At 33.8% G+C, this 6,865-nt stretch carries 8 protein-coding genes; 6 read left to right on the top strand and 2 right to left on the bottom strand.

Translation table 11 applies throughout. The annotated features are described in order from the left end of the window. Nucleotides 1-104 precede the first annotated feature (104 nt). The 5 genes from ACIQ7T_RS19620 (at nt 105) to ACIQ7T_RS19600 (ending at nt 4,746) form a co-directional block, all read left to right on the top strand. Nucleotides 105-590 carry an Lrp/AsnC family transcriptional regulator gene (locus ACIQ7T_RS19620; protein ID WP_370080250.1) on the top strand — a complete coding sequence of 162 codons (486 nt, stop codon included), beginning with the start codon at nt 105-107 and terminating at the stop codon, nt 588-590. Nucleotides 591-666: 76 nt separating this feature from the next. Then, nucleotides 667-1,236, top strand: coding sequence for a histidine phosphatase family protein (locus ACIQ7T_RS19615; protein WP_370080248.1), 570 nt, complete (start codon nt 667-669; stop codon nt 1,234-1,236). 140 nt (nt 1,237-1,376) lie between these two features. Then, nucleotides 1,377-2,591, top strand: coding sequence for a phosphoenolpyruvate hydrolase family protein (locus ACIQ7T_RS19610; protein WP_370080246.1), 1,215 nt, complete (start codon nt 1,377-1,379; stop codon nt 2,589-2,591). Nucleotides 2,592-2,699: 108 nt separating this feature from the next. Continuing rightward, on the top strand, nt 2,700-3,959 hold the full coding sequence (locus tag ACIQ7T_RS19605; RefSeq protein WP_402872767.1) for a Tm-1-like ATP-binding domain-containing protein: 1,260 nt from the start codon (nt 2,700-2,702) through the stop codon (nt 3,957-3,959). After that, nucleotides 3,925-4,746 carry a phosphoenolpyruvate hydrolase family protein gene (locus tag ACIQ7T_RS19600; protein WP_402872764.1) on the top strand — a complete coding sequence of 274 codons (822 nt, stop codon included), beginning with the start codon at nt 3,925-3,927 and terminating at the stop codon, nt 4,744-4,746. The genes ACIQ7T_RS19605 and ACIQ7T_RS19600 overlap by 35 nt, the downstream gene beginning before the upstream one ends. Before the next feature lie 302 nt (nt 4,747-5,048). Here the strand turns inward: ACIQ7T_RS19600 and ACIQ7T_RS19595 are convergent, their stop codons facing one another. Continuing rightward, nucleotides 5,049-5,231 carry a hypothetical protein gene (locus ACIQ7T_RS19595; protein ID WP_370080241.1) on the bottom strand — a complete coding sequence of 61 codons (183 nt, stop codon included), beginning with the start codon at nt 5,229-5,231 and terminating at the stop codon, nt 5,049-5,051. Between the two features lie 231 nt (nt 5,232-5,462). Continuing rightward, a complete protein-coding gene (locus ACIQ7T_RS19590; protein ID WP_402872761.1) occupies nt 5,463-6,152 on the bottom strand; it encodes a hypothetical protein in 690 nt (229 codons plus the stop codon). 377 nt (nt 6,153-6,529) lie between these two features. On the opposite strand from ACIQ7T_RS19590, the gene ACIQ7T_RS19585 reads away from it, so the two are divergent. Then, nucleotides 6,530-6,784: a hypothetical protein gene (locus ACIQ7T_RS19585; protein ID WP_402872758.1), complete on the top strand. Its 255-nt coding sequence runs from the start codon at nt 6,530-6,532 to the stop codon at nt 6,782-6,784. Nucleotides 6,785-6,865 lie beyond the last annotated feature (81 nt).

Raw genomic sequence — 6,865 nt, 5'->3', positions numbered from 1 at the left:
GACTATCTCCTATAGGAAATCCAACAGATTCCCCAGTTGTCCGGATCAACTGGAAATTCTATCGGAAAGAGCTCTTACTACTAATATACGAGGGGGAAAAATGCATGAAAGATGTTGAAAGAAAATTATTAGATAGTATTGATACCCAATTACTAGATATTTTGCAGAGGGAGGTCCAGATAAGTAATGCAGAGATAGCGAGACGGGTGAATTTGTCCCCACCAGCAACCCATACAAGAATAAAACGTTTAGAAAGTGAAGGGTTTATTGACAAACAAGTTGCCATTTTAAATCAAGAGAAACTGGGATTCGATTTACTGTGCTATGTATTCATGAGTACAAATATTCATCAAGCTAAGGAATTAGAAGCTTTGGAAAAGGCCTTAAAAATAATGCCGGAAATATTAGAATGTCATTGTTTAACAGGAGAGTATGATTATCTTTTAAAGGTTGTTATTCGAGATCGAAAAGAATTAGATCGCTTTATAAGAAAATTAAATAGACTGGGCATTTCCCGAATTCAAACGAATTTATCTTTACGAGAAGTTAAATATTCAACAGTCTTACCGATATCAGAAGTCGAACAGTAGAAGTTCTTCCGAGCAATATTGATTTTTAGTTTCGTTTCATAAATGATTCAAAGACTCAAGCACTATAGGAGGCATTATGAAAACATTCATATATATGGTACGACATGGAGATTCACCGAAAGACGGAAATGAGAGAACGAGACAATTAACTGAAAAAGGTAGAATAGACGCACAACGAATAACTGATATTCTAAAAAAAGAGAGAATTGATACTGTTATCTCTAGTCCGTATAGTCGTTCAATCTTAACTGTTCAGAAAGTAGCTGAACAAATAGCAAAAGAAGTAATTGTATTTGAAGACCTTAAAGAGCAAACATTTATTGTTGGTGATAAGCGAATATCTGACAAGGAATTATTCCCTTTATTAGAAAAGTCATTTTCTGACCCAACCTATGCTTTAGAGGGAGGTGAGTCAAATGCTGACTGCCAGAAACGTGCTATAAATGTTTTAAAAGAAATATTAAATACATATCAAGGACAGAAAGTAGTAATTGGCACACATGGTGCAGTTATGACTTTAATGATGCGGTTTTATGATAGTAAATACGATCTGAACTTTTTATTACATACAACAAAGCCAGACATATACAGAATGGAATTCGATGGGCAAGAATTGGTCGATGTAAAGAGATTATGGGAGATTTAAGTGAGGGTTTTTATTAGTTCTAAAAGCTGAACTATACTGCCATTTAAGAAGAGTTTTGAATTAAATACTAGTGATTTTTGCCGCATTTTAAAAGTTAGGAAATCCGTAGTAAACAATGTATTAGTAGAGGTGAAAATTATATGGAGGACAAGCTAAATAATAAATATGAAATAAAAAATAATATAAGAAAACAAATTAATAAAAATAAATATATTTTAGGTGTTGCTGCTGGTTCTGGAATGACGGTTAAATATGCAGAACAAGGCGGCGCAGATTTTATTTTAGCTCTAAATTCAGGACGATTCAGATTAATGGGTGTAAGTTCATTAGCTGGTTTCTTACCATATGCAAATAGTAATGATGTAGTAATGGATTTTGCAAGTAAAGAGATCATTCCTATGATCAAAAAAATTCCAGTTTGTTTTGGTTTATGTGCTACAGATCCAACAATTGAATTAGATAGTTATATCGATTTAATTAAGCAAAGAGGATTTTCGGGCATTAATAATTATCCAAGTATAGGTTTAGTAGATGGGCTTTTTAGAGAAGCTTTAGAGGAACAAGGGATTACTTATGATAAAGAGGTAGAAGCTATTCGTATCGCTAATGAAAAAGGGCTGTTTACAGTGGCCTTTGTATTTAGCGAAGAACAAGCAATAAGTATGATAGAGGCCGGTGCAGATATAATTTGTGTTCACTTAGGTTTAACAAATGGCGGATCACTTGGAGCTAAAAAGATTTTATCTTTACAGGCTGCCAAAAGGTTGGCGGTAAATATTTTTAATAGATGTAATGAACTAAATCCTAACATTATTAAAATGATTTATGGAGGCCCGGTTAATAAACCAATAGATGTTCAATATATGTATGATGATACTACTATTATGGGTTATATCGGAGGTTCTGTGTTTGAAAGGATTCCAAATGAACAAGCTCTCATACATATTACGAAATCATTTAAGCAAACGAACGATTTTCAGTTGGATGATTTAATCGGTAAAATTACTGATGGTCTAGGAAGTCAAGCTGATTATATTAATTTTATCAAGAAGTACATTAGTTTACATTATATGGATGAAATATCATTGAATGAAGTGGCAGAAATATTAAATTTGTCTCGTTCTTATTTAAGCACATTATTCAAAAAAGAAGTGGGTATTTCATTTACAGAATATCTTATTAACTTTCGACTTAATAGGGCAATTGAAATATTAAAATTAGAAAAATTACCACTAAATAATATTGCCGAAATGGTAGGTTATCCCGATTATACTCACTTTAGTAAAATATTCAAAAAATATAAAGGTGTATCACCTCAAAACTATATAAAAAATAACAAAGAGACAATTTTATAGAACAAAAGCACATTAACTCACCTAAAAGAAAACGGTATTATGAAATGGAGTAATAAATGAAACCGCTTTCTTATATGATTTTAAAGATCAAGAAGGGAGAGAGTTGATATGAAAACAATTGCTTTGGCTGGAACATTTGATTCAAAAGGAAAAGAATATTTATATGTAAAAGAGTTGATAGAATCGTTAGGTTTTAATACTTTTACGATCCATACAGGTGTTTTTACTCCAGCATTTGAGCCTGATGTATCAAATGCTGAAGTAGCTGCTGCAGCTAGAGAAGATATACAAGAAATTGCAGCGAAAGGAGACCGAGCAAATGCAACCGCAGTTCTTGCAAAAGGGATGGAAGTGCTTTTACCGAAATTGTATGAAGAAGGTAAATTCGACGGTGTACTATCCTTTGGAGGCACTGGAGGGTCATCTATTGTAACAACTGGCATGAGGGCATTACCAATTGGTGTTCCAAAAGTAATGGTTTCAACAGTCGCTTCTGGCAATACGGAGCCGTATGTAGGGACTAGCGACATTATGATGATTCCGTCAGTAGTAGATGTAGCTGGTTTAAATGTAATTTCGACAAAAATATTTACGAATGCAGTATTTGCGATAGCAGGAATGCTTAACTTTGAAAATAAAACTATAGAGAAAAAGAAGCCTCTTATTGCCGCAACTATGTTTGGAGTGACAACACCTTGTATTAATCAGGCTAAAGATTTCTTGGAAGCTAAAGGATATGAGTTATTAATTTTCCATGCAACGGGTGTTGGTGGTCGTACAATGGAGAATTTAATTGCTAATGGATTTATAGATGGTGTTCTTGACATTACAACTACTGAATGGGCAGATGAGTTAATTGGGGGCGTATTGAAAGCTGGACCGCATCGTTTAGAGGCAGCTTCAAAAAAACAAATTCCTCAAGTTGTATCAGTGGGTGCAATAGATATGGTGAACTTTGGTCCATTTGATTCTGTCCCTCATAAATTTGTAGGAAGAAAATTTTATAAGCATAATCCGACAGTAACTTTAATGCGTACATCTGTTGAAGAGAACAAGCAAATAGGTGAAGTGATTGCTGAAAAATTAGCTTTAGCTAAAGGGTACACGGCTTTATTTTTACCGTTAAAAGGGCTCTCAGGTCTTGATGTTGAAGGACAGCCTTTCTACGGTTTAGAGGAAGACAACATGTTATTTGATACATTAAGAGAAAAGGTTGACCAACATAAAGTGGAAATGATTGAAATCAATGCGGATATAAATAGCGAAGAGTTTGCACTAGCTTCAGCGAAAAAATTGATTGAATTAATAGAAAATAAAGCGAGGGACAACGATTATGTTACAGAGACAAGAAATATTGAATCGTTTTAAAGAAGAAATTAAAAAAGGAAATATTCTTCTAGGTGTTGGCGCGGGTACAGGAATTACAGCTAAAAGTAGTGAAGCTGGGGGAGCAGACATGTTGATTGTCTATAACTCGGGTCGTTATAGAATGGCTGGTCGTGGTTCACTAGCAGGTTTATTATCATATGGTGATGCTAACCAAATTGTTGTTGAAATGGGTAATGAGGTATTACCCGTTGTAAAGGATACCCCAGTACTAGCAGGTGTTAATGGAACAGACCCTTTTAAAGTGATGGGAGTTTTCTTAAAGCAGCTGAAAGATCAAGGGTTTAGTGGCGTTCAAAATTTTCCTACAGTTGGATTAATTGACGGTGTTTTTCGTCAAAATCTAGAGGAAACAGGAATGGGCTATGATTTAGAAGTAGATATGATTAGAGAAGCTCATAAATTAGATTTACTAACTACTCCATATGTTTTCGATGAGGAGCAAGCAAAGAAAATGGCTGAAGCGGGTGCAGATATTTTAGTGGCCCACATGGGATTAACAACAAAAGGAACGATTGGTGCACAAACTTCATTAACTTTAGATGACTGTGCCGATCGAATCCGAAAAATTATTAATGCTGGTAAGTCTATAAATCCTGATATATTAGCGATTTGCCATGGAGGTCCAATTGCAGAACCGGAAGATGCTGCTTATATTATTGAAAGAGTAGATGGAATTGTTGGATTCTTTGGTGCATCTAGTATTGAAAGATTTGCTGCAGAAAAAGGAATTAAGGAGCAAACTGAAGCTTTTAAGGGTATAAAATAATTAGCTCGTTTTCTCTCACGATAGTCTAGTCACTCATAAGTAAACATGAGTGACTTTTTTGTATGCTACGAAGCCCTCTTACTATGCGAGGGGATTTAGAAAGAAAAGTGAACTGTAAGTGATGAAGCGGAATGACGTGTTGAGCTGACGTTCAAAAAAACTTCAACTAAAGAATGTCCGAAATATTGGCAGTGAAAAAGAACCGGAAAAGAGGTTATTAATTTGTGTAGGTAAGCTAAGAGAATCTTGAGAGAAAATGTGCAATAGTAATAAGAAAAGCGTTGCAATAAAGCAACGCAAGTTCAAGAAATTCTAGACAACTTTACAACACTAGAAATAAAACCAATCAAACCGCAAATAAAGAAAATATATGCTACTAGCATTGACATACTTTCTAAGTTGTTTGTAAAAATTCTATATCCTCCTACTGTACCTAATGCCAAACCACTAACCGAGCTAAGTAATGTTCTATTCTTTTCTGTCAAAAAAACACCTCCAATAATTGGATTGATAATATGTTAACATAAATTTTGTTGTTAGTTAACTTATTTCAGGAGATTTTTCCTTGAAGAATGTCATGCAAGCATTATGAATAAAGGTTATATTATAGGTACATTTTTCTTTTGACTGGTAGTTTTATGTTGTTCATGCACAGACTGAGTTGCCGAGGCGGTCCGGTATTTGGGTCAGTTTGCAGATGATACTATACATATGAATTATGAATTATAAGTACATTCTTTAGGGTTCATACTAGTGGGTTTGATTTTTATATTACCGGAATATGTAAATAAAAGATTAAAGGAAAGAAGGTAAAAAACACTAGAAATATTTATGTTTCTGAGAATATTATCGAAGTAAAGATAAAAAGAAGAAACAGCATAAATCATCACACCAATACCTATGATTGCCAATCCCATATCGATCAGTCTCAAATAGCTCGATTCTTTTTGCATCTCCTTATAATTACTTATCGTCAAAAATGCACCAGTCATCATTATGACCGCACAAGCTATATACGAAACAATTCCCCCGCCATCAATCTTACCTTGATGGATGATTGTCATCGCTATGTAGTTTATACCAGACACAACTGAAAAAGACAACATTTCCTTCTTTTCTAATTTTCTAGCATTCTTTTTCGATACTTTATACCATTGCATCACATCTTCTTGCGACATATACTGCTCAACAATAGCTTTTACTTGTTCCTCATATTTTTTTCGAACTTTGACTGTATAAAACGCTATGTATACTTCATCATTTTTTTTCGAGCGGAATCTTCCAGACGATTGCCTTAAAATATCTTTGATCCCTAGTTCAAACGGAACGCTACTTCTCTTTAAGTGTTCGATAATTGCCGGGAAAGCATCTTCTGAATGTCCAACTAATATTTTCTTTTTAAACAAACTCAGCACCTCTTACGAAATAAGTTAAATACGCTTAATTATACTATTTCGTTAGACCTTTCCAATAATCCAAAATATAACATTCCCTTTAAATATCTAATGCTATTTAGCAACAATCTTTGAGAAAACAGTCTTAAATTACATGTGAATATGTTTTTATAAACTAATCAACTTAATTGGTGGGAATAAAATCTGTATGTATGGAATGGACTTAATTTTTTTTATAAAAATCCACGGCATTTATACAAAAGACAGCGGTTTGGGTGAAGACTATTTACTACATCAGATACATATTGAAAATAATTAAGAAAACGAGTGAATCAACATATTTTTTTGAATATAATGTTTGAAACTATAAGAATTAGGGAGATGGTGAAGTGAGCGAAATAGATAAACGAAACAGATTAAGTGAAGAAGAACCGTTTGATTATCAAATAACGAAAAAAGGAACGGTTGTCATATATTACGAAGGGAAACAAATAAAAACTGTAAAGGATGGGGAGGCTGAGCGTCTTATTGCGAGGATCAAAGAAGTTGAAGATAATCTAACAGCCGTACAGTTATTATTAGCTAAAATTACGGGTAATTTTAAGCGGGGAAACGAGAAGTTTGGAAAAAATAAAAGAAAGTAAAACAAAGACTTTACTCCCTAAATTTACGAAGGCTGTGTAATTCAATCTGAAACATTTTTAGTGTAACCTCCGTTGTTGTAT

The sequence above is a fragment of the Lysinibacillus sp. NPDC096212 genome (assembly GCF_044763105.1).
Lineage (GTDB): Bacteria > Bacillota > Bacilli > Bacillales_A > Planococcaceae > Lysinibacillus.
This window is presented reverse-complemented; position numbering and strand designations above follow the sequence as displayed.

What these genes read in the sequence shown, in the direction of transcription:
- ACIQ7T_RS19610 (WP_370080246.1), top strand. Translation starts at nt 1,377, where the DNA reads ATGGAGGACAAGCTAAATAATAAATATGAAATAAAAAATAATATAAGA.
- ACIQ7T_RS19620 (WP_370080250.1), top strand. Translation starts at nt 105, where the DNA reads ATGAAAGATGTTGAAAGAAAATTATTAGATAGTATTGATACCCAATTA.
- ACIQ7T_RS19600 (WP_402872764.1), top strand. Translation starts at nt 3,925, where the DNA reads ATGTTACAGAGACAAGAAATATTGAATCGTTTTAAAGAAGAAATTAAA.
- ACIQ7T_RS19615 (WP_370080248.1), top strand. Translation starts at nt 667, where the DNA reads ATGAAAACATTCATATATATGGTACGACATGGAGATTCACCGAAAGAC.
- ACIQ7T_RS19605 (WP_402872767.1), top strand. Translation starts at nt 2,700, where the DNA reads ATGAAAACAATTGCTTTGGCTGGAACATTTGATTCAAAAGGAAAAGAA.